General features: G+C 69.9%; 27 protein-coding genes. 13 read left to right on the top strand and 14 right to left on the bottom strand.

All coding sequences use genetic code 11. The features are described 5' to 3' along the window. Positions 1–6: 6 nt before the first annotated feature. The 5 genes from K7B10_RS14645 to K7B10_RS14625 form a co-directional block, all read right to left on the bottom strand. Positions 7–225, bottom strand: coding sequence for a tautomerase family protein (locus K7B10_RS14645; protein WP_229336486.1), 219 nt, complete (start codon positions 223–225; stop codon positions 7–9). Between the two features lie 12 nt (positions 226–237). Next, positions 238–1,077 carry a hypothetical protein gene (locus tag K7B10_RS14640; RefSeq protein WP_229336485.1) on the bottom strand — a complete coding sequence of 280 codons (840 nt, stop codon included), beginning with the start codon at positions 1,075–1,077 and terminating at the stop codon, positions 238–240. Beyond that, positions 1,070–1,690, bottom strand: coding sequence for a hypothetical protein (locus tag K7B10_RS14635; RefSeq protein WP_229336484.1), 621 nt, complete (start codon positions 1,688–1,690; stop codon positions 1,070–1,072). Before K7B10_RS14635 ends, K7B10_RS14640 begins: the two co-directional genes overlap by 8 nt. Before the next feature lie 82 nt (positions 1,691–1,772). Further along, positions 1,773–2,015 carry an acyl carrier protein gene (locus K7B10_RS14630; protein ID WP_229336483.1) on the bottom strand — a complete coding sequence of 81 codons (243 nt, stop codon included), beginning with the start codon at positions 2,013–2,015 and terminating at the stop codon, positions 1,773–1,775. 171 nt (positions 2,016–2,186) lie between these two features. Next, positions 2,187–3,047: a helix-turn-helix transcriptional regulator gene (locus tag K7B10_RS14625; RefSeq protein ID WP_229336482.1), complete on the bottom strand. Its 861-nt coding sequence runs from the start codon at positions 3,045–3,047 to the stop codon at positions 2,187–2,189. A gap of 150 nt (positions 3,048–3,197) precedes the next feature. Between K7B10_RS14625 and K7B10_RS14620 the strand changes: the two genes are divergently transcribed. The 4 genes from K7B10_RS14620 to K7B10_RS14605 all read left to right on the top strand — a co-directional run bounded on the left by K7B10_RS14620 (position 3,198) and on the right by K7B10_RS14605 (position 6,889). After that, entirely contained in the window at positions 3,198–4,004 is an 807-nt protein-coding gene (locus K7B10_RS14620; protein WP_229336481.1) for a thioesterase II family protein, read from the top strand. 56 nt (positions 4,005–4,060) lie between these two features. Next, positions 4,061–4,915, top strand: coding sequence for a helix-turn-helix transcriptional regulator (locus tag K7B10_RS14615; RefSeq protein ID WP_229336480.1), 855 nt, complete (start codon positions 4,061–4,063; stop codon positions 4,913–4,915). Between the two features lie 190 nt (positions 4,916–5,105). Beyond that, positions 5,106–6,176 (top strand): beta-ketoacyl-ACP synthase III, encoded by a 1,071-nt coding sequence (locus tag K7B10_RS14610; protein ID WP_372481550.1) that lies wholly within the window; start codon positions 5,106–5,108, stop codon positions 6,174–6,176. 86 nt (positions 6,177–6,262) lie between these two features. After that, positions 6,263–6,889, top strand: coding sequence for an NADPH-dependent F420 reductase (locus K7B10_RS14605; RefSeq protein ID WP_229336479.1), 627 nt, complete (start codon positions 6,263–6,265; stop codon positions 6,887–6,889). A 77-nt stretch (positions 6,890–6,966) separates the two neighbouring features. On the opposite strand, the gene K7B10_RS14600 is transcribed toward K7B10_RS14605, so the two are convergent. Next, complete coding sequence (locus K7B10_RS14600) at positions 6,967–8,193, bottom strand: acyltransferase family protein (protein ID WP_229336478.1); 1,227 nt, start codon at positions 8,191–8,193, stop codon at positions 6,967–6,969. A 237-nt stretch (positions 8,194–8,430) separates the two neighbouring features. On the opposite strand from K7B10_RS14600, the gene K7B10_RS14595 reads away from it, so the two are divergent. From K7B10_RS14595 to K7B10_RS14585, 3 genes are all read left to right on the top strand, one after another. After that, positions 8,431–9,687: an MFS transporter gene (locus K7B10_RS14595; RefSeq protein WP_229336477.1), complete on the top strand. Its 1,257-nt coding sequence runs from the start codon at positions 8,431–8,433 to the stop codon at positions 9,685–9,687. A 154-nt stretch (positions 9,688–9,841) separates the two neighbouring features. Beyond that, complete coding sequence (locus K7B10_RS14590) at positions 9,842–10,462, top strand: NADH oxidase (protein WP_229336476.1); 621 nt, start codon at positions 9,842–9,844, stop codon at positions 10,460–10,462. Between the two features lie 128 nt (positions 10,463–10,590). Then, positions 10,591–11,091 (top strand): flavin reductase family protein, encoded by a 501-nt coding sequence (locus K7B10_RS14585; protein WP_229336475.1) that lies wholly within the window; start codon positions 10,591–10,593, stop codon positions 11,089–11,091. A gap of 108 nt (positions 11,092–11,199) precedes the next feature. On the opposite strand, the gene K7B10_RS14580 is transcribed toward K7B10_RS14585, so the two are convergent. The 3 genes from K7B10_RS14580 to K7B10_RS14570 all read right to left on the bottom strand — a co-directional run bounded on the left by K7B10_RS14580 (position 11,200) and on the right by K7B10_RS14570 (position 14,263). After that, a complete protein-coding gene (locus K7B10_RS14580) occupies positions 11,200–12,009 on the bottom strand; it encodes an AfsR/SARP family transcriptional regulator (protein ID WP_229336474.1) in 810 nt (269 codons plus the stop codon). A 164-nt stretch (positions 12,010–12,173) separates the two neighbouring features. Continuing rightward, the gene (locus tag K7B10_RS14575) at positions 12,174–13,160 is read right to left on the bottom strand and encodes an aldo/keto reductase (protein WP_229336473.1); all 987 of its coding nucleotides are present in this window, start codon (positions 13,158–13,160) and stop codon (positions 12,174–12,176) included. After that, complete coding sequence (locus K7B10_RS14570; protein WP_229336472.1) at positions 13,157–14,263, bottom strand: acyl-CoA dehydrogenase family protein; 1,107 nt, start codon at positions 14,261–14,263, stop codon at positions 13,157–13,159. Before K7B10_RS14570 ends, K7B10_RS14575 begins: the two co-directional genes overlap by 4 nt. Positions 14,264–14,367: 104 nt before the next feature. Between K7B10_RS14570 and K7B10_RS14565 the strand changes: the two genes are divergently transcribed. The 4 genes from K7B10_RS14565 (at position 14,368) to K7B10_RS41250 (ending at position 18,188) form a co-directional block, all read left to right on the top strand. Then, positions 14,368–14,739 carry a hypothetical protein gene (locus K7B10_RS14565; protein ID WP_229336471.1) on the top strand — a complete coding sequence of 124 codons (372 nt, stop codon included), beginning with the start codon at positions 14,368–14,370 and terminating at the stop codon, positions 14,737–14,739. Beyond that, complete coding sequence (locus K7B10_RS40835) at positions 14,740–14,868, top strand: hypothetical protein (protein ID WP_267501393.1); 129 nt, start codon at positions 14,740–14,742, stop codon at positions 14,866–14,868. A gap of 258 nt (positions 14,869–15,126) precedes the next feature. Beyond that, positions 15,127–17,604: a helicase-associated domain-containing protein gene (locus K7B10_RS41255; protein WP_229336470.1), complete on the top strand. Its 2,478-nt coding sequence runs from the start codon at positions 15,127–15,129 to the stop codon at positions 17,602–17,604. 224 nt (positions 17,605–17,828) lie between these two features. Then, positions 17,829–18,188, top strand: coding sequence for a hypothetical protein (locus K7B10_RS41250; protein WP_308284579.1), 360 nt, complete (start codon positions 17,829–17,831; stop codon positions 18,186–18,188). Here K7B10_RS41250 and K7B10_RS14550 read toward each other — a convergent pair. Beyond that, complete coding sequence (locus tag K7B10_RS14550; RefSeq protein ID WP_229336469.1) at positions 18,155–18,553, bottom strand: hypothetical protein; 399 nt, start codon at positions 18,551–18,553, stop codon at positions 18,155–18,157. The two genes, K7B10_RS41250 and K7B10_RS14550, sit on opposite strands and share 34 nt — an antisense overlap. Positions 18,554–18,568: 15 nt before the next feature. Beyond that, entirely contained in the window at positions 18,569–19,204 is a 636-nt protein-coding gene (locus K7B10_RS14545) for a hypothetical protein (RefSeq protein WP_229336468.1), read from the bottom strand. 420 nt (positions 19,205–19,624) lie between these two features. Between K7B10_RS14545 and K7B10_RS14540 the strand changes: the two genes are divergently transcribed. Beyond that, entirely contained in the window at positions 19,625–19,906 is a 282-nt protein-coding gene (locus tag K7B10_RS14540; RefSeq protein WP_229336467.1) for a DNA cytosine methyltransferase, read from the top strand. 104 nt (positions 19,907–20,010) lie between these two features. On the opposite strand, the gene K7B10_RS14535 is transcribed toward K7B10_RS14540, so the two are convergent. Beyond that, positions 20,011–21,030: a hypothetical protein gene (locus tag K7B10_RS14535; protein WP_229336466.1), complete on the bottom strand. Its 1,020-nt coding sequence runs from the start codon at positions 21,028–21,030 to the stop codon at positions 20,011–20,013. Between the two features lie 733 nt (positions 21,031–21,763). Between K7B10_RS14535 and K7B10_RS14530 the strand changes: the two genes are divergently transcribed. Next, positions 21,764–22,681 (top strand): nuclease-related domain-containing protein, encoded by a 918-nt coding sequence (locus K7B10_RS14530; protein ID WP_229336465.1) that lies wholly within the window; start codon positions 21,764–21,766, stop codon positions 22,679–22,681. On the opposite strand, the gene K7B10_RS14525 is transcribed toward K7B10_RS14530, so the two are convergent. Both K7B10_RS14525 and K7B10_RS14520 read right to left on the bottom strand, forming a co-directional pair. Beyond that, entirely contained in the window at positions 22,654–23,337 is a 684-nt protein-coding gene (locus tag K7B10_RS14525; protein WP_229336464.1) for a YdcF family protein, read from the bottom strand. The genes K7B10_RS14530 and K7B10_RS14525 overlap by 28 nt on opposite strands. Continuing rightward, positions 23,334–24,128: a GntR family transcriptional regulator gene (locus K7B10_RS14520; protein ID WP_229336463.1), complete on the bottom strand. Its 795-nt coding sequence runs from the start codon at positions 24,126–24,128 to the stop codon at positions 23,334–23,336. The genes K7B10_RS14525 and K7B10_RS14520 overlap by 4 nt, the downstream gene beginning before the upstream one ends. Positions 24,129–24,195 lie beyond the last annotated feature (67 nt).

Below are 24,195 nucleotides of genomic sequence, written 5' to 3'. Positions count from 1 at the left end.
GTCACGTCATTCGGTCAGGCGCCGGCTCAGCACCGGGAACTCCGGGTCGCTGCCCAGGGCCCCGCCCTCGGCCCAGCGGTTGCGCGGCACTTCCTGCACGTAGACCGTGATCTTGTCCAGGGGTGCTCCCGTGACCTTCCGGACGGTCCGGGTCAGCTCCTCCACGAGCTCCCGGCACTGGGCGTCGTCCTGGCCGTCCCAGGTGGTGACGGAGATGATGGGCATGGGTGGGACCTCTCAGCGTGTGGTGCGCAGGTCCCGGAAGGACGGGCCGCGCAGTTTGAGGTGGGCGTGGATGTCCCCGCCGAGGCCGAACTCCCCGATGGCGCCGCCGTAGCTGCGCTGGTAGCTCATCCACAGCACGACGACGTTGATGATCCGGTTGGCGCCGGGCAGCTCCGGGTCCGGGAACGGGTCCGGCATCGTGGCGTGGTAGCGGCCGGAGCCGTCCGCGTCGGTGGTGAACACGTTCGGCACCCCGAGCGGGCCCGGCCGGGTGGGGCCGGCCGGATCCAGGTCGCGGGCGCGCAGCGACATCACCGTGTAGACGCTGTCCGGCACGAGGCGGGAGAAGTCGAAGTCGAACGTCGCGGACCGGCCGTCCGGGGTCACGGCGACCTCCAGGGTCCCGCTCGCCTCCATCCACCGGCCGAAGGTCACCGGCTCGACGACCTTGGGCCCGTCCTGCGCCCGCAGGTCCGGGATCGGCACCTCGTGGAAGGCGTGGCTCGGGCGCCGGACCCGGTCGGCGTCGGGCCGTTGCTCCGGCGCGAACACCATGGGGTAGTTGTTGCACGGCAGGGGCAGCGGCAGCGTGTGGAGCACGAGGTCCCGGTCCGCCCCTCCGGGGTCGGTGTCCAGCTCGCGCACCACCGTGTAGGGGGCGAGGCGGCCGAACTCGGGCACCGGACTGGCCGGCGAGACCACGGCCGCGCCCCACTCGGGGGCGGTCCCGCCGGCGGTGGTGGGCCGATTGATCATGCCCACCACCACGAAGTTGCCTTCGCCGTCCATGACCTCGCTCGGCGGGTACAGCGGCCCCTGGGTCGTGAGGGCGAGCTCGTACTTCTCAGACATCGGCGCGCTGGTAGACGCGGGTGTAGAGACCGCTCTCGCCGCCCACGATGTATCGGTCGCCCGCCTGACGGACGATCTCCTGGTACTCCGGCGAGGTGAAGACGGCCTGGTAGTCGGCCGGCTCGACCTCGAAGCCGGACACGAACATCACGCCCGGCTGCGAGCTGATCAGCGAGTGGTAGGCGAGGAACGTCTTCACCTCGTCCGCGCGGCGGACGACGTCGAAGATGGTGTTCTCGCGCCACTCGCGGTACGCCGCGTACTCGCGGGGCTTCACCTCGATGTAGCGCAGCTGCACGTACGGGGTCTGCGGCAGCGGGTCGGCGGTGTCCTTGGGAGCCTCGACGAACTCCAGGAGGTGGCGGCGGAAGTCCGTGACGAGGTCGTCCGACACGGCCTCCCACAGCTGCTTCCAGCCCGCGTTCAGGCCGTCCAGCTCGGAGAGCTCCTTGACCGGCGTGATCTCCAGGACGTTGCCGTCGTCGACGCTGACGTAGAGGGCGCGGCCGGCCACCGGCTCCTTCCGGTGCAGGCGGTCCCACTCGGCGAGGACCTGGTCCAGCCGGCCGGGGGCCACGGCGACTTCATTGAGGACGAGCAGGGTGGAAGACATGGGTGTGCCCTTTCGGTGAATGCGTGAATGCGTGAATGCGGGAATGTGTGAACCGGGAAGGTGCCGGTGTCAGGAGACGGTGTCAGGAGACGGTGACGCCCTTGGCCGAGATCACCGCGGCCGCCTCCGCCACGGTCTGCTCGGGGACGAGTTCACCCATCTCGATCTCGACGCCGAACGTCTTCTGCAGCCGCAGTGCCAGTTCTTCCAGCAGCAGCGAATCGATCTCCATCGCCTCGAACGTGGTGTCCGGCGTGACGTCTGCCGTCTGCACGTCCAGTTCGCCCAGGACCGTGATCACCCGGCTGACGATCGAAACATCCATGAGAATCCTCCGTGAATCACTGGGAACGCCGACTTTCGCGTTGCGGGATCGGAGCTGGTGAATTCAGCGGATCGAATTTCCTCCGCGTCCCACGGATTCATCATGGGTTCCGGGAACGGGCGGAGGAAGTGTCTCCTGATCATGGTGGTGCGAACACCACCGGCGCGGGAATCAGGCGGCCTCGGCGCGGCAGCCGGCCAACTCGCGCGGCCGCGCGGCCGATTCCGCACCGGGCCGGGCGACATAAAGGGTCAGCAGGGATTCGGGACTCTCCGGCACGCTCATCACCACGCGGTCGAAGACCCGCACCCCGGCCTGCGGGAGCGCGATCTTGCGCCGGCTCTGGTTCGGGCCGACCACCTCGTGGCTGTCCCACAGCGTGGCGAAGCGCGGGCTGCGCTCGCTCAGCCGCTCGGCGATCCGGCCGAACTCCCGGTCCTCCGGGAAACGGGCCGACTGCGCCCGGAACTGGGCGACCAGACCGCGCCCCACCTCGTCCGCCTCCGGGTACTTCTCGCGCGTGGACGGCTCGGTGAAGAACTTCAGCACGCAGTTGTCGCCGCGGGCTTCGATGCGGAACAGCGAGCGCGCCGAACGGCTGGCCAGTTCGATGCGTCCGTACCGGTCGGTGATGTACGCGGGATTGCGCGACCACCCCTCGACGAGCGCGTTCATCCGCGCGTACTCGCTGTCCCACCGGCGGCCCGCCGTCGGCTGCGGCGGATTGTGGCCGGCCAGCCGGTAGAAATACGTGCGCTCCACGTCCCCGAGCCGCAGCGCATTGCTGACCGCGTTCACGATGCCCTCGGATACGTTGATGTCCCGCCCCTGTTCCAGCCAGGTGTACCAGGACACCCCGACCCCGGCCAGGGCCGCGACCTCCTCGCGCCGCAGCCCCGGCGTACGTCTGCGTTCCACGTACACCAGACCGACTTCCTCCGGCGTGATCTGCTCCCTGCGCGCCCGCAGGAAATGCCGCAGCCGCGTCCGCCGTAAGAGTCCTGATACCGGAGGGGATGCAGTCGTCTGCATTCCTCGACCTCTTTCTCTGTCCGATTTCTCTGTCCGACCGAAGAAAATCCCGGTGCGTCGCGCCCGGTCGGCAGGCCCCACCGGTGGTGGTGGCACCACCCCGTTCGAAAGACACTCCCTCCCGCCGCAGCGGCCCGCCACACTGGCGGCATGTTCCACACAGCGGCGAACATCCCGGCTGCCACGGCGGCGGGTACGGCGGAGAGCATCCGGGCCAAGAACGAGTCGGCCAGGCTGCGCCTGTTCTGCTTCCATCACGCGGGCGGCAGCGCCTGGTCCTTCTCGGGCTGGGGGCAATGGCTCGGCCGCGGCGTGGAGGTGGTGCCGGTGTCGATGCCCCCCAGGTCGGTGCCCGCGGCCGGCGTCCCCGGCGCCGTCAGCACGATGGACGACCTCGTACGCGAGGTGACAAGGCAGCTGACCCCCTTCCTCGACGAGCCCTACGCCTTCTACGGGCACAGCATGGGAGCGCTGGTCTCCTACGGCGTGGCACAGCGGCACATCGCCGCGGGACGGCGCCCGCCCGCCTGTTTCGTGGCCGGTGCCCACCGCGCGCCGCACGTCCAGGCTGCGCCCGACCTGACCGTAGGGCTATCGGATCGAGCCTCCCTCGAGCTGCTGTTGGGCCTGGGTGGAGCCGGACGGCTGCTGCGGGAGAACCCCGCGCGCATGAAGACCGTCGTGGAGCGGCTCCGCGAGGACCTGCGGGTATGCGGTACCTACCGGCACCCGGAGGCGGGCCACCGGCCGCTGCCCTGCCCGGTCCACGTACTGCTGGGCAGCAGCGACCCGCTGGTGCCCGCGGCGGACGCGCAGGCGTGGCGCGCGCACACGAGCGGGAGCTTCTCGTTCCGCACCCTCCCGGGAGGCCACTTCTTCAACCGGGAGCACAAGGACCTGTTCTTCGGCGAGTTGGGGCACATCCTCGAGACGGCGGCCGAAAACCGAACGGTGTGATTCCCGCCGCTGACACCGCGTGGTGGTGTGACCTACCTTCGGGCGGTATGGACGCCATGCCGTTAGGGACCGACCGTACCGATCGCACCGACCACGACGAGCGCAACGACCGTACGAAGAAGAAGCGCACCGAGCTGGCGCACTTCCTGCGGAGCCGCCGGGCGGCACTCTCGCCCGAGGACGTCGGACTGGCGACGGCCGCCCGGCGCGCCCGGGTCGGGCTCCGCCGCGAGGAGGTCGCGGTCCTGGCCGGGGTCAGTGCGTCGTGGTACGCGTGGCTGGAACAGGGCCGCCCCATCAAGGTGTCGGACGGGATACTCGACGCGATCAGCCGGGCCCTGCGCTTCAGCGAGCACGAACGGGTGCACCTGTACCGGCTCGCGGACGCCAATCCGCCGCTTCCGCTCGCGGCCCCCGACCTCCCGGATTCCGGCCTCTTCCAGCGGATGGTCGACACCCAGCTGCTCGGACCCGCCTGCGTCATCGACCGGTACTGGGAGGTCCTCGCGGTCAACGAACCCGCAGCCGAGGTGCTCCGCCTGGGCCGCGACGGCAACGACAACTTCCTGACGAGCCTGTTCACCGGATCCCACGGCCGGCGGTACCTGAACCGGCCCCAGCTGGCCCGCCGGATGACGGCCCGCTTCCGCCTGCAGTCCTCGTACGGGGCCGACGATCCGCGGTACGAGGAGATCGCGGACGAACTGGCGGGCAGCGACCCGCGCTTCGCCGAGCTGTGGGAGCGCCACGAGGTCGAGGAGTTCGTGCCGACGACCGTGGAGGTGGACCACCCCCACGAGGGGCGGGTCTCCTACGTGCTCTTCACCATGGACCTGGACGAGGCCGCCCGCACCCGCCTCCTGGTGTACCTCCCGCCGGGCGCCGCCGGTCCCGTGTCGGCCTGGTCGTAGGGGGCACCGCGAGGGTGGTGGTCCCACCACCACCGGCGGCACGGTCTGGATGGGTTCCGGCCGCCGCCGCAGAATCGTCGGGTGGCCGGCCCCCGAGCGGAGAGCGGCCCGTTCCACCGTGCCCGGTTGCGGCGTCCCGCACCGGCGACTATGGAGGCCTCCCTTGACTCATGCGACCGATGCCGCCGATGTGACCGATGCGACCGATACCACCGATGCGACCGATACCACCGATGCGTCGGGCCGCGGCCGGACGGCGGTCCTCGCCGGGCTCGGGACGTTCGTCCCGCCCCGCGTCGTGACCAACGAGGAACTGTCCCGGACCATGGACACCTCGGACGAGTGGATACGCACCCGTACGGGCATCACCCAGCGGCACTGGGCCGACCCGGGGACCGCCACGGGCGACCTCGCCGTCGCGGCGGGCGAGCGGGCGCTGAAGTCGGCCGGCTCCGGGGAGGTCGACCTGGTGGTGCTCGCCACGACCACCCCGGACCACCCGTGCCCGGCGACGGCTCCCGAAGTCGCCTTCCGGCTGGGCCTGGAGGGCGTGCCCGCGTACGACGTGGCCGCGGTGTGCAGCGGCTTCGTCTACGGACTCGCCTCCGCCGCGGGCGCCATCGCCGCCGGCATCGCGGAGCGCGTCCTGGTCATCGGCGCGGAGACGTACTCGACGATCCTCGACCCGCAGGACCGCACCACGTCGGTCATCTTCGGCGACGGCGCCGGAGCCGTGGTGCTGCGGGCCGGTGACCCCACCGAGCCGGGTGCTCTGCTCGGGTACGACCTGGGCAGCGACGGCTCGCTGAAGGACCTGATCATCGTCCCGGGCGGCGGCTCGCGGCAGCGCTCGGCCGCCGCCGCGGCCGACGCGCCCGAACCGGACCCCGCCGACGCGTACTTCGCCATGCAGGGCAAGTCGGTGTTCCGGCACGCCGTGACCCGTATGGCGGCCTCCTCCCAGGCCATGCTCGAGCGCGCCGGATGGGCGGCGGACTCGGTGGACCGGTTCGTGGGCCACCAGGCGAACGTCCGGATCCTGCACGCCGTGGCCGACCAGCTCGGCATGGCGCGGGACCGGACGGTCGTCAACCTCGACCGCGTCGGCAACACCTCGGCCGCCTCCATCCCGCTGGCCCTCTCCGACGCCGTCGCCGACGGTCTGATCACGCCGGGCGACCGGGTGCTGATGAGTGCCTTCGGCGGTGGCGTGACCTGGGGTTCGACCGCCCTGGTCTGGCCCGACGTCACCCCGTACTGAACCACCACCCCCCTTGAGTCGGCCGCCGGTCACCGTGACCGGCGGCCGACGTCGTACGCACGGAAAACCGAAGCGAGGAGTTCCCCATGAACATCGGCATCCTGGGCGCGGGCAACATCGGGCGCCCGCTCGGCCGGCACTGGGTGGCAGCCGGGCACCGCGTGACGTTCGGCTCCCGGGACCCGGGCCGGCTCGCGTCCAGCGTCGAGCCGCTGGGCGAGCGGGCGCGGGCCGCGACGTACGCCGAGGCGGTCGGGGCGAGCGACGTCGTCCTGCTGTCCGTCCCGCATCCGGCCCTCGACGGCCTCCTGGGTCGACTGGCGGGCCCGCTGGCGGGAAAGACCGTGATAGACGCGACCAGCCCGATCGGCGTCTCGCCGGAGGGGCTGTTCGTCTCGGTGCTCGAACCGGGCGTCACCCGGGGGAGCAGGAGCGCCGAGCTGCTGCCCGACAGCCCCGTCACCCGCGCCTTCTGCCACTTCCCGGACGAGTTGCTGTGGTCGCGCGGCACGCGGCAGCGGCACTTCTGGGGCATGGGCACCGCGTCCGACGACCCCGGCGCCCGGCAGCTCACGGAGACCCTGGTGCACGACGCCGGTTTCGTACCGGTCCATCTCGGCGGGCTCGGGGAGTCGGCCGCCCTGGATCCCGGCGGCGCGCTCTTCGGCCACGTCTCCACGGCCGCGGGCCTGCGCGCCGCGGCCGGCCTCTGACGTACGCGAGGGACCGCCCGCCCCCCACCGGCCGGAGCCGGAGGGGGCGGGCGGTCCCGTTCCCTCGGTGCGTACGGTCACCCGGCGGGGGCGGAGCCGACCGGCTCGCCCGCGCCCCGGGCCGCGTGGGGCCGGGGCGCGGTGGCGGCGGCAGGCGCGGTGGCGGCTGCGGGCCCGGCGGCCGCGAGCTTCTTCCGCGGGTTCGACCAGCGCCGTGTGATCGGCCGCTCGACCAGGGTGAACAGGGCCCACGAGGCCAGGATCGCGACGCCCATGGCCAGCGCCATCAGCCCGACGGCCGCCGCGTTCGAGTACGAGTGGCTGCCGAGCAGCTTCCACACCGCCACCATCACCGTGTAGTGCACCAGGTAGAAGGCGAAGGAGATGTCACCGAGCCAGACCATCGCGCGGTTGCGGAAGAGCGTGAACCGGCCCTCGTCGTCCGCGATCGCACCGGCCGCGATGAGCAGGGCGGCGGGGACGACGCAGACCGCGCGGGTCGCGTAGATGGGCGGCGTGAAGTACCCGAGGGCGAAGGCGGCGACGAGCAGGGCGCCGGACCGGAGCATGCCGATGTCGCGCCAGCGCCCCGCCATCACGGAACGGGCCACGAGGATGCCCAGGGCGAAGTCCAGGACCCGGGGCAGCGGCAGGATGTAGGAGAAGAAGTACTGGTTGATCGAGGTGTCGGGCTCGGTCGGCATCATCGCCCCGGCCGGGACCAGCAGCGTGGAGAGCAGCGGCGTCGCGACGATGCCGGCGACGACGGCCACGATCCAGAGGTTCAGCCGGCGGGCCGGGATCTTCTTGATCCAGTGGAAGAGGACGGGGAAGAGGAGGTAGAAGACCGCCTCGACGCCCAGGGACCAACCGGCCGGGTTCACCCCGAAGTTGATCGCGAAGTCCGGGTACCAGACCTGGACCATGAACAGGTTGAGCAGGCCGATCGTCATGTCCGTGAGGGGCGCCGCGAAGACCAGCATGGCCAGCGCCCAGACGATGACGTAGTTCGGGACGATCTTGAGGAAGCGCCGCCGCCAGAAGCGCGGAGCGGTGTCGGTGTCCCGGGCCGACCAGGTCAGGACGAAGCCGCTGAGCACGAAGAAGAACGTGACGCCGAGGGCGCCGGCATGGGCCACGGCGTCGTAGTACGTGGTGACGGCCGAGGCGCTGCTCAGCCAGGGGACGCCCAGGAAGCCCAGAAGTGCCGCGTGGTAGAGGAACACCACGAAAGCGGCGGGAAAGCGTAACCCGGTCAGCGTGTCGAGGCGGGTCACCCTGGTACGCATTCTGTCCGTCGACACGTTGTTGCTCCTTCAGGAGAGGGATGCGGGGAAAGACGCCAGAAAAGCTACCCGAGCCGCGCCCCGATTGCCGGGGCGTACTTATCCGGTTGGTGCCACCACCAGGAGCCGGAGGCACTTCCTCCGCAGATGCGGGCGCGGGAAAATTCACCGACGGAACTTTCTGCCTTTTTGAATTCCGGGCGCCACGCGGCGCTATTTCACGCCTCGCGCACATTCCTCGACACGGGAGCAGCCATGTCCACCAGCGTGACCAGTCCGAGCAGCACGACGCCCTCGGTGACGGAGCATCAGGGCCCCCCGGCCGCCGCTCCACCGGGCCCGGCCTGGCGGTCCTGGCTGGCCGTCGTCGGACTGGCCCTCGGCGTCTTCTCGTTCGTCACCACGGAGACCCTGCCGATCGGCCTGCTCCCGTCCATCGCCGAGGGCACGAAGGTCTCGCTCGGCTCGGCGGGCTTCCTCGTCACGGGCTTCGCCGTGCTCGCCGCGGCGACCGCGGCGCCCCTGACCGCGCTCACCGGGCGCGTGGACCGAAAGTGGCTGCTCGTCGCCCTGATGGTCCTCTACGTCGTCGGCAACTTCATGGCAGCCGCCGTCTCCGGCTACGCGCTGCTCCTGACCGCCCGCCTCATCGTGGCCCTGGCGCACGGGGTGTTCTGGTCCATCGCCGTCTCGATCGCCGTACGCCTGGTCCCCGAGCGGCACGCCGTCCGCGCGACCTCGGTGGTCCTCGGCGGGATCTCCCTCGCCTCCGTCGCGGGCACCCCGCTCGGCACCGCCGTCGGCCAGTCCGCCGGCTGGCACGCGGCCTTCGTGTGCGTGGGCTTCCTCGGCTTCCTCGTCCTGGCGGCGAGCCTGCTGTTCATGCCCGCCCTGCCCGCCAAGGGCAGCGGCAGCCTCGCCGCGCTGCTGCACGTACTGCGCCACCGCGCGCTGCGCGTCGCGGTCGGCGTCACCGCGCTGATCATGAGCGGCCACTTCCTCGCCTTCACGTACGTGGCCCCCTTCCTGCAGGAGGTGACCGGCGTCCGGGAGTCCCTCATCGGCGCGCTGCTCCTGGTCTTCGGCGCGGCCGGACTGGCGGGCAACTTCGCGGCCGGCGCCGTCGTGGGCCGGGCCCTGCGGGCGAGCATCATCGCCTGCACCGGCCTGCTGGCCGTCGTCATGGCGGTGATGTACGCGGGCGGAGCCGGCGCCCCGCTCGTCATCACGATGCTGGTGTGCTGGGGCGTGCTCTACGCGGCGCTCCCGGTCGCCCTGCAGACCTGGGTCATGCGGCTCGTCCCCGAGGAGAGCGAGGCCGCCTCGTCGCTGTACGTCGCCGCCTTCAACGGGGCCATCGGCGTGGGCTCGTTCATCGGCGGGCTGATCATCGACTCCAACGGCCCCCGCCTGGCGATGGCCGTGGCCGGTGCCTTCGCGCTCGCCGCGATGCTGGTGACCGCCGTTTTCGGCCGGACCGGGGGAGGAGCCCCGCACTCCGTCCGTTCCTGATCGCCACGCGTCCACACATCCCGAACGGGCCCGGGTGAAGGGCCCTCGGGGGCGGCATGAGGAATTCACGGTGGCCGTATGGCGCACGGCCTGTCGTGAGGCTCGGGCGCGCGGCCATACTCGTGAAACCCTCCGCCCGGAAGAGAGGTGCGACATGCGGTATACGACCGGGGGTGTCCAGACCTTCCATCTCTGGTCGCTGTCCGAGGACGTGATCGTCGATCAGGGGGCCGGCGCCGACGTACTCCTCCTCACCAGCCGCTGGGGCCAGGACCGGCTCGACCGGCCCAGCCCGGCGGTGCGCGAGGTGCTGCGGAGGATGGAGCTCGGGCCGGTCCTGCTGGCCAATGCCCTGAGCGGGCCCGAGGACCAGTGCCCCTTCACGCTTCCGGCGCTCAGCAAGCTGTCGCACCTCGTGGTGCGCACCCTCGGAGTCGACGACCTGAAGGGACCGCTGCTGTCCGTGGTCCCGCTGTCCTCCGCGGCGTCGTTCGTCCTGATCCGGCCGGCCGGCGAGCGCCGCGTATGCCTGCCCCGGCACGTCGCGTTCACCGTGCCGGAGTCGGGCACCGGATGCGTCCTGGAGTCCGACCGCTCCCCGCACCGCGTCGTCCTGCACCGGCAGGAGGCGGCATGGGTGGCGATGACCCTCGCGTGGCCGACCACGCTCACCGCGGTCTCGGCCGCCCTGCCGCTGCCGCCGCAGGTGACCGAGGACATCGTCGGCTATCTGGCGGCCGCGGGTCTCGTCACTTCCGTGGACGAGCCCGCGTAGCGGCACGGCGGCTCGAGGGACGCTTGGGTTCCGGCCGAGTTCTCGTCCAGACGGTTTCAAGCCACTTGACCGATAGTGCGTGGCATGCAGCGGGAAAGTCCCGTGCCTGAATCGACGGAGTGGCCCTCATGCTGGACACGGATACCTTCCGCAAGGTCTTCGGTTCGTTTCCGACCCCTGTAGCGATCGTCACCGCGCGCGGCGACGACGGCGAACCGGCCGGCTTCACCTGCAACGCGTTCTCCGCCGTGTCGGCGGCCCCGCCCCTGCTCCTGCTGTGCGTGGGCAAGGGGTCCAGGACCCTGCCCGCGATCCTCTCCTCCGGGGTGTTCGCGATGAACTTCGTGGCCCACCGCGGCCGGGACACGGCCCTGACCTTCGCCGGGAAGGCGCAGCACAAGTTCGACGGAGTGGCCTGGCGCGGCGGGCTGGCGGGGGTCCCCGTACTCGTCGAGGACGCGGTGGCCTACGCCGGCTGCACGCTCGTGGAGACCGTGGAGGCGGGCGACCACCTGCTGCTCATCGGCCGGATCGACGAGAGCGAGACGTTCCCGGGCGCGGCCGCCCTGTACCAGCAGGGCGAGTTCGGCAGGTGGGAGCCGGACCGCCGGCTGGCGGTCCACCACTGAACCGCCGCGACGGCGAAGCTCCTGGCGGACACCGTGTCCGCCAGGAGCTTCGCCGTTCGTATGTTCTTCGTCGCGGCCGCAGCCCCTCGTGGGGCTTTGACGACACACCTAGGCCGAGAGCGCGTGCAGGGTGGCCGAAGGGACCTGCAGACCGGTGTCGTTGGCCAGGATGGCCTGGTGCAGCCGCTGCAGTCGCGGCGACGGCTCGACCCCCAGCTCGTCGATGAGCGCGTGGCGCAGCGCCTGGAAGGCGTCCAGCGCACGCCAGGGGTGCCCGGCCCGGTACAGGGCGGTCATCAGCTGCGCGGACAGCGTCTCGTGCAGCGGCTGCCGGCTCACGAGCATGCGCAGCTCGCCGAGGATCTCCGCGTGCCGGCCGAGGCTGAGGTCGGCTTCGAGGCGCATCTCCAGCGCCCAGTCGCGTTCCTCCTGCATGCCGATGACCTCGGTGGCGAGGACCTCCCCGACCGGTACGTCGGTGAGGGCCGGGCCGCGCCACAGGTCCAGGGCGCGGCCGAGCTGCTCGGAGGCCGTCCTGGGGTCGTTCTCGGCCATCGTCCGGCCGCCGGCGCGGACCAGCTGCTGGAACGTCAGCAGGTCGAGGGAGAATTCCTCGGGGGCGAGCCGGTAGCCCCCGTAACAGGTCGCCAATACGTCCTTGGCGCTCCGGCCGGATTGCTGATGCACGCCGGCCTGCGTGAGTTTCCGGCGTAATTGGAGGATGTAGGTCTGGAGCGTGGTGGCCGCACTGCGGGGAATTGCGTCGCCCCACAATTCGGCCATCAGCGTTTCCACTTGTACGACACGTCCCGCGCGGATGGCGAGCAGCGCCAGGATCTGGCGGGGCTTTCCGGCGGTCGGTGCGATGGACATGCCGTGCATACGGGCTTCGAGCGGTCCGAGAACTCCGAATTCCATGGACTCAGCATCGCAGCAGCCTTGAGCGGGCGACCAGTGACGGCTGCACGACCGGACATGAAGTTCTCATACACGTCCGCCCGCCTGCGCGTATGCAGGCGGGCGGACAGCCGGACAGCCGGACGGGAGGGGGCTCGCGGGCTCCGGGCTCGCGGGCTCCGGGCTCAGCCGTTGACGAAGGTGAGCCCGGTGGCGTCGTAGCGGGTGCCGGCGATCTCCTCGGGCGGGGCCGCGGCCTCGATCGCCGCGAGCTCCTCGGGGGACAGCTCGACGGCCAGGGCCGCGAGGTTCTCCTCCAGGTAGCGCCGGCGCCGGGTGCCGGGGATCGGCACGACGTCCTCGCCCCGGTGCTGCACCCAGGCGAGCGCGAGCTGGCCCGCGGTGACCCCCTTGGCCGCGGCGAGCTCGTCCAGCTTCGCGACGATCGCCAGGTTCCGCTCGCGGTTGCCGTCGGCGAAGCGCGGATGCCCGCGCCGTACGTCGGTCTCCGCCAGCTTCTCCACCGAGCCGTACCGGCCGGTCAGGAACCCGCGCCCGAGCGGCGCGTACGGGACCACCCCGACACCGAGCTCGCGGCAGACCGGGACGATCTCCGCCTCCACGTCGCGGGACCACAGCGACCACTCGCTCTGCAGCGCGGCGATCGGGTGCACCGCGTGCGCCCGCCGGATGGTCTGCGCGCCGGCCTCGGACAGGCCGAGGTGACGCACCTTCCCGGCCCGCACCAGCTCGGCCATGGCGCCGACGGTCTCCTCGATCGGGACGGACGGATCGACCCGGTGCTGGTAGAAGAGGTCGATGTGGTCCACCCCGAGGCGGCGCAGCGACGCCTCGCAGGCCTGCCGTACGTACGCGGCGTCGCCCCGTACGAGAGTGGGCTCGCCGAGCCGGTTGGCGAAGCCGAACTTCGTGGCCAGCACGACCCGGTCGCGGCGCCCGGCGACGGCCCGGCCGATCAGCTCCTCGTTGTGCCCGCTGCCGTAGAAGTCGGCGGTGTCCAGCAGGGTCACCCCGAGGTCGAGGGCCCGGTGCAGGGTCGCGACCGACTCCGCGTCGTCGGTCGCGCCGTAGCCGTGGCTCATGCCCATGCAGCCCAGGCCCTGCGCGGAGACCGCCAGTTCACCCAGGTATCGGGTAGGGACGTTGGTCATGCTGCCTCCAGGGCGAAGGGGCGCGACGCGAAGAGCACGGCGGCCGGGTCGAAGTTCAGGGCGATGTGGGTGGCGATGGAGTTCACGTCGCGCCAGGCCCGCTGCAGCGGGTTCTCCACGCTCTGCCCGGAGGTGCCGGCGGTGGCGAACATCCGGTTGACGGCGGCGACGAGGAGTTCGGTGGACAGGGCGTAGTCGCGCACGTTGCGGGCGGTCTCGGCCTCGGTGATCCGCGCGCCCCGGTCGGCGACGTGCGCGGCCCGCTCCAGCAGCAGCGCCGCGGCATCGATCTCACCGGAGCTGCGGGTCAGGACGGCCTCGTACGTACTCAGGGCGGGCCCGGGACCCCCCACCCGCCCGGCGCCCCGCGCCAGCCGCTGCGCGGTGTCGCGGGTCCACAGCCGCAGCGCCCCGCGCGCGGCCCCGAGGGCCGCGGGCGCACACGACAGCCCGTTGACGGCCTGGATCGGCACGGTGTGGCCGTCGGACAGCCGCTGCCGGTCCACACTGCGCGACTCGGGTACGAACACGTCATCGACGATGACCGTATTGCTCCCGGTGCCCCGCATGCCGGATCCGGTCCAGGTGTCCTTGACGGCGTAGGCCCCCCGGGGCAGAGCGAACAACCGCGCGCCCGTCCGGTCGGGAAGCAGGGCGCACACCACGACCCAGTCGGAATAGTCCACGCCGCTGATGTAGGCCCAGCTCCCGGACACCCGCCACCCACCGGGCGCCGGCACGGCCTTCCCGAGAGGCGAAAGCGACCCGACGACGAAAGCGTCGGCCCCTCCGCCCCAGACGTCCGCCTGCCCCTCCACGGGCAGGCAGGCGGCCACCCGGGCCAGGCTGGAGGCCACGGAGGCACACCAGGCGGCGGCGGCACACCCCTCGGCAACGACGGCCACGGCGTCGGCGAACTCACGGAAGGTCCCCTCGACCCCGCCGAACCCGACGGGCACGAAATGCCGGGCGAACCCGCCACCCAGCACCCCCGCCACCACATCGGGAGTGAGGCGCCGCTGCTCCTCCGCATCGGCGGCCCGCCGCCGCGCCAACTCCCTCAACTCCCCGGCCCGCTCGACAAGCCCGGTCCCCGTAACCATGCCGCCTCCTTGAACGCCTCAAATAAGCGCCCGGACCATCCCACACCCCCCTCAACCCCCACTCGCACCCCCCTAGAGCCCCACCGCGTCTGTCAGAGGGGCGTGTGAACCGGGAATCCATGACGTGCAGTTGCGTGTCGGTCAGGTGCTGCGGTCGGCCCGGAACAGAGATCCGCTCCCGGGCTCTCGCAGCGATTCAGCTGAGCAGAGGCATCCATCCGATCGCCAAGGTCAAAGCCCGGGGCGAGGAGCGTCGTCCGGCCATCCTGATCCGCTCCAGACCGTGGAAGGCGGGAACGGCCGATACGCCCTGGCACGACGTGTTCGACCCGGACAACGGCCGGGTGCGCTACTGCGGAGACCACCGGGTCGACCACACGGTGCCCGTCGGCAGCACACAGGGCCACAAAGCGCTGTTGGAGGTATCGGCGGCGCATCGGGCGTTGACCGCTTCGGAGCGCGAACTCGCCGTATAGATGGTGGTGTTCAAGGCGGCCGCGCACAACAAGACTCCGAAGGGGTACGTGGAGTTCGCCGGCACAGCGGTCATCGAACGGCACGCACAGATCGAGCAGGAAGAGGCGGGCCGCAACGGCTGGGCCTGATCGGCTACGAAAGCGCGAGCGGAGTTTCGGAGCCGGTACAGGGCAGGACGACGAACCGAGCTCGACCGCACGGCGAACGACCAGGTCCTCCGTCAGGGTCCGCGACTCCGCGCTGACGGCCAAGGTGAAGGGCTTCCACGGCAACCCCTGATCCGCACCTGCGGTTCTGGCCGGTTTTCCTGCAAGGCGGGATTCCGCTCATCGAGCGCGGGCCCGGTTCACCCCCGCGGGGTGACCGGACGGCGCTAGCCTGGCCGGGTGAATGCGCGTACCGCCCTTGTGAAATGGCTGGGGACCCTGGATCCTCAGCGGCTGACCGCGTTGCTGGAGGAGCGGGATCTGCCGCTCGCCGCCGGGTACCGACGGATCACCACCCTCCGCGAGCTCGCCGAACACTTGCTCACCGACGAGTCGGTGGGCCAGGGCCTGATGGCGGGCACCGCCGGAGAGCTGGAGCTGCTCGCTTCCATCGCCGCCCTCGCCCTGGAGCGGCACGGCCCCGTAGCCGGTGGCGAGGCCGAGGACGGGCCCCGGTATCCCTGGCAACAGCAGAAGCTCGTTGCCGCGGTGGAGCCCACGGACCGACTGGTGCCCGAGAGGGACGTACTGGCCTGGTTCGAGCCGGGGGAGAAGCGTCAGCGGGCGGAACACACGCTCACCCGACTGCGGGAGCGCGCGCTGTTGCTCCCCGCGCCCAAGGGCCGATTGGCGCTCCCACCACTGCTGCACGTCCGCGCCGCCGCGTTCGACGGTTACGGGCGTACGGCCGACCGGCTGCTGACCACCGCCTACAACGCCCCCGAGGTCAAGCGGGTCGCCGCAACCCTCTTCGGCGAGGGGGCGGCCCGTACCCGCGACCAGGCCCAGGAGCTGATCACCGCTCTGCTCGCCGATCCCGCCCGGGTGCGGGCACTGGTGGCGGACGCCCCGGTCCGGGCGCTGGAGCTGCTGGACCACCTGGTACCCGGGCCGCCGCTGCTGCGAACCCACTGCTTCGTCGGCCGGTACGGGTCGCAGTACGCGGGCCCGGACGCCAAGTACGTCTTCCGGGAGGGCGGCAGCGGCGACGAGGGCACCGACTGGCTGGCCGGGCGCGGACTGCTGATCCCTTCCGGCCTCGACCTGGTGGAACTTCCGTACGAGGTCGCCCGTGCGCTCCGCGATGAGGGCGCGGCGCCCGGCCCCCGGCTGGAACCGGAGCCGTTCACCGCCACCGCGCCGCTGCCGTCCGGCTGGGAGGGCGAGGGCGGCACGGCCGCCGCGGCGGCCGCCTGGCGGGCCGAACTCGTCCTGCGGGCGCTGGCCGCCCAGCCGGTCGCGATCCGCAAGGCGGGCGGGATCGCCGTACGGGACACCCGGCGGCTGGCCAAGGCGGCCGGGGCCGATGAGGCCGCCACCCGGCTGTGGCTGGACCTCGCGGTGAACGCCGGACTGGCCGCGCCCCAGGATGACGAACCGGCCCCCGCTTCCCGCGGCCACCGGAACCTCAAGGCCCCGAAGCCCTCCGCCCGGCTGTTGCCGAGCGACCGCTACGACGCCTGGGCCGCCGCTCCGCCCGCGGGCAAACTGCTGTCGCTCCTGGCCGCCTGGGCCGTGGTCCCCGCAGTACTCAGCCACTGGCCGGACCCCGAGGAGACCCCGGTCGCGCTCATCAGTGCGCAGGACGAGGACGCCGTGACCCTCCGCACCGGGATCCTACGAGCGCTCGCCGTCCTCCCCGACGGACACGGGCTGACAGCGAACGCGCGCGGATACACCGAACTGCTCTCCCTGGCCGCATGGTTCCAGCCCGCCCTGCGCACTCACCTGGCCGCGGACGCCACGGGGGAGCTGACCGGCCTGGACGAAGTCCTCGAACGCATGGCAGCCACCCTGGCAGAGGCGGCCCTGCTCGGCGTGGTGGCCCACGGAGCGCTCACCCCCGCCGGGCGGGCCCTGTGCCAGCTGCTGGAGGCGGGAGCCGCCCACCACTACCCGGCAGTGCCCGGCGCGGGCGCCGACGCGTCCGCCCGAGGCTCGGAGGGCCTGGGCGAAGACCTCGCCCTCCGCCCCACCCTGGCGAAGGCGGTGACCACCCTCCGCGAGGAGCTGTACGCAGCGGTGCCCGAGCCCAGCGACAAAGCCCGGTTCCAGAGCGACCTGACCGCCACGGTCACCGGCGCGCCCGCGCCCGCCCTCGCCGACCTGCTCTCCGCTGTCGGCGACATCGAGTCCGAGGGCCACGCGGTGGTCTGGCGCATCACGGCAACCTCCATCCGCCGGGCCCTGGACGCCGGCTGGAGCGCGGACGAACTCCTCGACCGCCTCACGGCGGCAAGCGAGCGCGACACCCCCCTCCCCCAACCACTGGCCTACACGATCAAGGACACCGCCCGGACCCACGGACAACTCAAGGTCGTCCGCTCGGCCTGCTGTATCCGCTCGGACGACACCGGACTGATCGCCGAGGTGGCCCAGGCCCGCGGCCTGACCAAACTCCGTCTGCGCAGGATCGCCCCCACGGTCCTGATCTCCACAGCCCCGCCGGAGGAGACGCTGTCAGCCCTCCGCACGGCCGGCTACGCCCCCACCCAGGAGGCCGAGACCGGCACCACGCTCCTCGATCGCGCCCCCACCGACCGCGCCCCGAGCCTCTTGCCCACCCTGGACCAGGCCCACCCCGTACACGGCGAACCGGCCCGCGGCGTCCCCGCGAGCGCCCGCGCGCTGGCCTCCGCACTCACCTCGGCCGGCTAGGACGCGTGGGTCAGACCTCGATGACGGTGCCCGACCGCCGCACAGCGCCGTCAGGGCCATCGGCGTGGAGGTGAGCACGGTGACAGGGCCGGGCGAACTGAATGGCGGTGGCGGCGTGCATGCCATCGATGGCGTACATGCGCTTTCGCACGTCGCGCTCCCGTTCGCCGTCCCGGATCTCAACTGTGGAACGGGCGGCTGTGCCGCGTCGCTAGGCCTCCGGGATGACCACCGCCACGCCACTTCTCCTTGACCTGGACTCGTTCCTCGCCCGGGCCGAAGAGCGAGGCGCCCCGCTGGACGCGCGGGCGGCCGAGGCCGTCGCACGCCGCCCGTACGACCTCCGGTCGACGTGCATCACCAACTGGCTCCGCGCCGGCCTGCCCCTGGCCGAGGTGGCCCGCCGGGCGGGTAACTCCCCGGAGGTCATCCACCGCAACTACGCGGGCTGTCTCGACGACAGCGAGGAGGACACCACAACAGAAGGATCGAACGGGCGATGGGGTGGATCTAGCGCTGAGTTGGGAGGGAAGGCGCCTTCCCTCCCAACTCAGCGGTATCCCGCCCAGTCGTTCAGCCCCTGAGCCGTGGCATGCGCGCACCGGTCGACCAGCGCGCTGAGCGAACTGTAGTCATGGTCAGGGAAGTAGAAAGGGACGAGGCCGAAGAGCGGTTCCGAAATTTCTAGGGATGACGCCGCCGACCTGGGGTCGTAGTGCACCAGGGTGTTGCGGAAGCCTCTGGTGCCACCGTCCGTTACCGCCGTTGCCTCGGGTGTTCCGGTAATTCTTTCTATGGCGGCTCTGGACGAGTTTGAGATCGTCTGAGATTGATCGGCGCCGAGTCGAGTGAGGCTTGCCAGAACGTGATGGAGCGTGACATAGCGGATCTTGAAGACGGTGTATCCCAGGTCCAGGGGATCGGCTCCCATGGCCGGTAGAGGTGACATGAAATTCACCTTGGCCTAAAAGTCTGTCAGGAGGCCGCTAAACGCGGGTTCTTCGTGTCCGCCGAACGCGCGTTGATAGCACTGATCCGCCCTGACCTCCGAGTCGTTCAGGGCTCTTCCTGTCGCGTGACTAGCGAACGTCTTGCGGCCGTCAGCGTTGGTCGATGCCCCCAGGGCTCCCAGGCGGCGGCCCATCTGTTGCGTGATAGACAGGGCGTAGGCCCCGCCGCTATCCGACAGGAGGAGCCTTGGCTCCATCCCGATATGGAGCGCGGCTGAATGGCTTGTGCAGATCAAGGTGTTGTCGTAGGTGAGGAGACTTAGGTCCACTTCGAGGAACCTGGCCAGCCGTAGCCAGGTATTGCCCAGGAAGTGATCCGAGTGCGCTCCGATGATCTTGTCTCGATAGAATTCGAGCTGGCCGACCACCCAGCGCTGATTGTCTTCGAATAGCTTCAAGCTGTTCCGGGAGCGGGCGCAAACCTCCGCTGCTTCCGCCGAGAATTCCATGGTCGGGGAGGGCGTGGTCATGTCGATCTTTGCGCGGGCTTCGTGGATGACGAGGGAGATGAAGGGCGTCATGCAGAGGGACGCCACGCTCGCCAACGTCGCTTGCTGCGGAGCGGAGAGCGCGGCGAACAGTCGACCCATGGAGTTGGCGTCCTGCGCGGCTCCCGCGCTGACGACTTCTTCCCTCGTGGGCAAGGCGGCCCCGCCTGGTTGCTCGTGGAGTAGTGGACGATGCCCTGCGTGGAGGGGGCGTCGCAACGGGGTTCTGCACTGCAAGCTCGTCGGCGTTGGCAGGCGAGGCCCGGGTGAGCTGCTCGCGCTCACGCACCACTCACGCGAGAACAGTGAGAGACAACGAGAAAGCCCCGGACTCAGTGGGACTGAGTTCGGGGCTTCATCTTTGGCACTTCAGCAGGTCAGCGACACTTACACACTGTCTGGCTGGAGTGCCCCCGGCAGGATTCGAACCTGCGCACACGGCTCCGGAGGCCCCGTGCGTCTCACGCGTTGCAGCAGGTCAGAGGCTGGTAGACCGGCTGAAGGCACTCCGCCAGTCCATGAATGGGCCGCGGCCAACGATGGACTACGGCTGAGGCCTTCGCCTTGGGGCAGCCGTCTGTCACAATCCGCACCGAGTTCTACAAGCCAGAGAAGGGCCGCTATCTCCACCCCTTGCAGGACCGCCCCATTACGCACTACGAGGCCGCACTAATACAGGGCTTCCCCGAGGACTACCTCTGGCACGGGACGAAAATCGAGATCGCGCGACAGATCGGCAACGCGGTGCCCGTGGGGCTGGCGCGTGCTGTGGCCGAGGCCATTCATCAGCGGCTATCTACCTGATAAATCCAAGGAGAGTAGGGGGCTGTAGCCCTAAGTGCGACACCGTCGCCAAAGAGCGAGAGGGCCCGGGTCGCCCCAGGTCCTCTCGCTAAGCTGTCAAAGGGCTAGTCAGTTATTGCCGCCGGCGAAATCGAGATGGACTCCGATCCAATGCCGGTTTCCGGAGAATCGGTAAGGCCGTCCTCCTGTGAAAGTGAGGCGGTCGGCCTCAAGGTCGCAATGGATTCAGAGTGCAGCAGGGACTGCTGAGCCATCTCGCGAATTACCGACAGTACATCGAGGATAGGGAACTGTCTCCGACTTTCGAGTTCCTTTACGATGAAGCGGTCCTCTGCGTCTGGGAGCTGTACCGGTGGTGGAACCCGCGCATCACTCTTCAGGAACGCTCGCACGAGATAGAAGCTCTTATAGTAGAGCTCCATGAAAGCGGAATCGTAGGGCAGCGGTAGGCGAATGAGGTTGAGCTTTTCATCCCTTCTTGGGACGTCGGCTTCGTTGGCTTTAGGGTAGATCCCCACTCGCAGCCCCTGGGCGCTCTCCAGTGCGCCCGGCTTCACCTTTACGGTTGTGCCTACCCAGCGGTCGACTGAAGGATTCCCGATGAATAGGTCAGCCTTCCATAGCCCGTTGATCGATCGGGGAAGGGTGTTCCTGTCCTCGTGTCGATGGAATGCCCGGAAGATCTGCGGAATGTAGCGCTTCAGCTTCGGCGGCTGACCTCGGTTTCCGACATATACTCGTGAATCGTCGGTCAGTGAATCCTGGATTGATTCAAGGATGGGAATCCTCCCCTCTTTTTCCGGGCCGAAGAGGATAGAGTTAGCACCCCCCGAGATTCCACAGAATCCTTCCAGGACCTCGCTCGCGAGAGGCCAAATCAGGCTGTTGCGATTGGCGATGGCCTCGTGTACCGCCAATTCAAAGCAGATTCCGGCGTCGCCGAACCCTTCTCTGAATTCCCTGGCAAGATCCTGTAGTGTCCAAGCCGGATATCCACCCAGTCGCCGAACGCGATCCATGGCAACTGAATAAAGTGTGGCTTCGAGGACTGGCGCCACCATTGCAAACTTCGCCATGACTGCGTCAGAAACTTCCTCCTGCTGGAAGCTCTTGAGTACGCGCATATAGCATATCCCCAGCTGGTCGGACTTGATTTATAGAGGGCAGGTGCACCTTTTTGTCGGATGTTGGAGTTCGGGGTACAACGGAAAGCCGACCCTCCGTGTTTGCTCGGCTGACGATCTGCTCAAGCTATGCGTCAGCCATGGCGCGACAGTAGTGGTTGTTGGTGCCGAATGTGGCGAGACGGCGAAGATCCGCTGGCTGCCCCGCCATAGGGCCCCCAACTCCCATCCCGTCTGCCGTCGACCCACACGCATGTGGAGCGGGCGCGGTGCCGGGCGTCCAGGTGGAGCGCCCAACTGGACGAACGACCTGGACGCCCGGTGCCGTGTCTGCTCGGCTTGTCCTGGGTCGATGGCGGACGGGATGGGAGTTCCCCACCTCAGCCCACCACGGCCGGCACCCGCGAGCGGCGCCCCGTCCATCCCGGAGTCGGAGCGCCCCCGCCGGAGGCATGTCGGTGAGGGAGGGAACCCGCGGGCTTCATGGTTCAGCTCATGCCTTTTGGCCTATCCCGCCTTGCAGGGGCGGGCGTCGGCGCAGCGGGGGCGGAGCGGGCCGAAGGCAGGAGCGTCGCCCCGAGCGGAGCCGGGAAGCCCGCCCGGCGGAGCGGAGCGCAGCCGGGTGCTTGATGAGGTAGAGAAACCTGTAACAGGTCCCAGCCGCCCAGGTGGTCTTGCCGCTCAGGCCAGCAACTGCTGGCATACCCATGGGGACGGCAGTCATGGGGGGCTGATGAGCGATCTCACGGTGAATCCGTGGAAGAGGCATGGCAGGGACCGGCTCTACGTGAACCTGCCGGACGGAACGGCTGTCGCCTGGGCAGATCGCGCGACGCTGACCGTGACGATCAAGGTCCAGAAGTATCGGGATGAGGCGTTAGCCCTCCTCCGCCTACACCTCGGGGACGGACTCACGGTTGGCTCCACCCCCTCACTTCGCGTCGAGGCATCCGCACCCGCGCCGTCTCTCCCGCAGCGTGAGCCCACGCCCCCAAGGCGCCGGCCGGAACGGTTGGCATCCCTCCCGCCCCTCTCGCCCAGCGAGGACCTGGCACGGAACCGCCCCGGAGCAGGGATCCTGCGCCTACTGGCCGCGCAAGGCGAAACGACGGCACAACGGTGGAAGACGAAGCTGCTGGGGCAGTCCTCGGAGTGGGACAGCTGGTACACCGGGCTCGCGGGCGAGCGGCGGGTCGGTCGAGAGCTGAAACGCCTGTCTCCGCTCGGTTGGCGGACCCTCCACGGCGTCGAGAAGAGCAACGGCGGCGACATCGATCACTTGGTGATTGGTCCCGGCGGTGTGTTCAGCATCAACACGAAGACACACAAGGGTGCTTCGGTCTGGGTCGGGGACACGATGGCCAAGGTCAACGGCGGGCCACCGCATCCCTACGCCGTTGCGAGCAAGGCTGAGGCCGACTACGTACGAAAGGTGCTCGGGCGGTACTGCGGCTTCGATGTACCCGTCGAACCGGTCCTGGTCTTCGTGGGCATCGCGTCCTTGCAGCGTGCGGCGACGCAGTACACCGTACGGATCTATCAGGAACGGGAGGTGTCGGCCCTCGGGCCCCTCACCGGTGTGCTCAGCCCGGAGCAGGTGGAAAGCGTGTACGACGTGGCCCGTCATCGGCGCGCCTGGCTCCGAGCCTGACCCGCTTCGTCCAGCAGGAGTCGGCTCGTGAAGCCTCGTCGGCACAGCCGCTCGTACGCCTCGGTCACGTCGTCCGGTACCGGTTGGCTGATCATGAAGCCCTGCGCCGGGTAGATCAGTAGGCGCTGCAACGCGCCGACCAGCATGTCGATCACCAGGCGGGCGTCACCGATGGAATCGACGTACTCCTCCAGCGTCATCGGGCTGGAAGCGCTGACGATCTCCACCTCGGGCCACAGCTTCCGCGCCGTGGCGTACGCGCGCCGCTCTTCGTACGGCTTGCTGATGAGCAGTACAGAGGACACGTCGATGCCGGCCTCCGCGATGAGCTGCCGGGAGAAGCGAATGTTCTCGCCCGTGTTCCGGGCTCGCGGCTCCACCATTACGGCCGAGCTGGGGACGCCGAGTTCGAGAGCGCGCTCGCGGTAGTGCACGGCTTCGCCGCGAGGCATCCGCTCTCGCGTCGTCGCGCTGGTGGCTCCGCTGAACACGAGCAAGGGCGCCATGCCGGTGCGGTACAGATCGACTGCGGTGTCGGCTACGCCCAGGTCGTGGCTGCCGAGCCCGAGCGCGACGGAGCACGGCCGCGGCGTGTGGCCCATCTGGTGATAGGCCCACAGGCGCCGCGTGTCCGCCCAGTCCTGCGTCGAGATCACTCCTGGCCTTCCCTGTCCTTCGCGGAGTCCGGCACCTTGAAGTCGTACTCCCAGGCGAATCGCGAGGCGGCGTGCACCCCGATGGCGTATTCGACCACGGTGCCGTCTGCCGTGTAGGTCGTCCGGTGCAGTTCCACGACCGGCTCGCCAGGCGGCAACTGCAGAAGCCTCGTCTCGTCCGCAGTAGGCGTCCGGGCGAAGATCCGCTCCTTCATGTGGTCGATCTCGTAGCCAGCGTCGTACAGCACGCGAAATCCGCCGCCTCGGCCGGCCGGACCGGGGGTCGGATCTACCAGGCGCGTACCTTCCACGTGCTCGGGCCGGTAGTAGCTGGTCAGCGTGTGTGTCGGCTGGTCGCCCTCCTTCACCAGCCGGGCACGGGCGTAGACCTGTGCGCCCGCCGGGAGGCCGTGTGCAGCCGCCGCCTCCGGAGGTGCCTCGACAAGGCTGACCGATTGGGTCTGCTCGTTGCGGCGGTACGCCCGGCCCGAGGCCACGCGGTCCGCGATGAACGCCACCTCGTCCCCGTCACGCCACTTCACCTTGTCGTAGCGGGCGATGCCGAGTCGCTTCAGCGGCACCTGCTCTCGCACGACAGTCCCGTGCCCCCGGGAGGAGGTGACCAGACCTTCCGCTTCCAGCGCCTTATAGGCGGCATGGACGGTGGACTTGGAGCCTTCGCCCGCATCGACCAGGTCTCTGATGTGCGGCAACCGCTGGCCCGGCGCGTAGTCACCCCGTCTGATCTGCTCCGCCAGCTTGTCCGCCAGCTCCCGCCACTTGGGCGCCATCTCGAACTCCTCTCGTCGGAATCAGTCAAACACAGTCCCAGGACTGTTGACAGTCCCAGGACTGCGG

The sequence above is a fragment of the Streptomyces flavotricini genome, assembly GCF_020639365.1.
GTDB classification, from domain to species: Bacteria; Actinomycetota; Actinomycetes; order Streptomycetales; family Streptomycetaceae; genus Streptomyces; species Streptomyces flavotricini.
This window is presented reverse-complemented; position numbering and strand designations above follow the sequence as displayed.